Origin of the sequence: Rhodococcus sp. BS-15, assembly GCF_000813105.1 — a bacterium.
Classification (GTDB): Bacteria; Actinomycetota; Actinomycetes; order Mycobacteriales; family Mycobacteriaceae; genus Rhodococcoides.
The window spans coordinates 1-1,366 of sequence record NZ_BAOX01000543.1 but is presented as its reverse complement, the minus strand read 5'-3'; the positions used below and the strand labels follow the sequence as shown (position 1 = coordinate 1,366).

3 pseudogenes are annotated in these 1,366 nt (G+C 68.2%); all 3 read right to left on the bottom strand.

The features are described from left to right. A pseudogene (locus RHBS_RS27785) lies at positions 1-373 on the bottom strand (ATP-binding protein); the annotation flags it as partial. After that, positions 373-1,245: pseudogene (locus RHBS_RS27780) on the bottom strand (zinc-dependent metalloprotease); the annotation flags it as partial. The pseudogenes RHBS_RS27780 and RHBS_RS27785, both read right to left, overlap by 1 nt. Before the next feature lie 2 nt (positions 1,246-1,247). After that, positions 1,248-1,366, bottom strand: a pseudogene (locus RHBS_RS27775) (ribosomal protein L16); the annotation flags it as partial.

The following is a 1,366-nucleotide window of genomic DNA, read 5'->3' as shown; positions in this document are numbered from 1 at the left end:
GTCGAGGGTGTGCGCCACCAGCACCGACGCGTCGCCGCGGGCCCGGTTCAGCGCGTCGTACCCTGGCTCGGCGGGCGGCTGCTTCCATCCCTCCCGAACCGTTCACCTGCACCGTCAGAACACGTGCGTCCTCGACGCCGAACTCGAGAGCTCGCGCCGCCGCGGTCGAGGCCACCTCCGCCGAGCCGGCCTGCAGACCGTGATCGACGATCAATGCCAGCACGTTCGGAGCCTCGGCCACGGTTGCCGCGGTCAAGGCCAACGAGTCCGCTCCACCGGACAATGCAACGGCCACCGGCCCGGGATGGACCGCGAGCCAGCCACGCACCGCATGCCTGATCTCCAGCAGCGCGGGGCCTTCAGGGAAGAGCACTAGCCCAGAACTCGGGCGATCCAGGCGTCGGGGTCCTCGATCTCCGACAGCAACGGCAGGGTGTCGGGCCCGGTCCAGACCGTGTTGAAGCGTTCCATCCCCACCGTGGCGACGACGTGATCGACGAACGCCTTACCGCGCACGTACTGCGCCATCTTCGCGTCCATGCCCAGCAGTGCTCGGATGACGCGTTGCAGTGGGTTCACCTTGCGCCGACGGCGCTGATCGAACGCACTGCGGATCTGCGTCACGGTCGGCACGACGGCCGGTCCGACGGCGTCCATCACGTGGTCGGCGTGGCCCTCGAGCAGGGTTCCCAGCACCAGAAGTCGGTCGATGGCGTCGCGTTGGGGCTGCGGTTGGGTGGCGCGCAGGAGTCCGACGATGCCTGCGTCCTCGGACTTGGACGACCCGCTCGGATTCTTGCGGGCCTTCAGTGCGCCGGTCAGCCGGTTGGCGACATCGGTGAGCGGCTCGTCGGTGCCGTCGGAGAACACCCCTACGTTCTCGCGCATGTAGCCGCCGAGCCAGGGAGCGGAGGAGAACTGCACTCGGTGCGTCACCTCGTGCAGGCACACCCACAACCGAAAATCGCTCGGCGACACACGAAGCGCGCGCTCGACGGCAATCACGTTGGGCGCGACCAGAAGCAGGGTTCCGTTCTCGCCGGTGAACGGGTCGTACTGGCCGAGAATGGCACTGGACAGAAATGCCAGCATCGCCCCCGCCTGCAGTCCGGCCGGCTTTCCGCCGAGCAGACCGGACGGCGGCGTACCGTCGTCGTCTCCGGTCAGGTGCTTCATCGACGACGCGGCCGCGGCGATCCAGCCGGCGCGGTCGACCACCTGGGCATCGGGCACGGGGAGTCCGTCGCCTCCCTGGTGATGATGCGTGCTTTGATGGGCAGCTTGTGGATGGCGCGAGTCAGTGCCTCACGCGCGATGGTCTCGTCGGGGTACGACAGCTCGAAGAGCACACGACCCGGCTTGACGT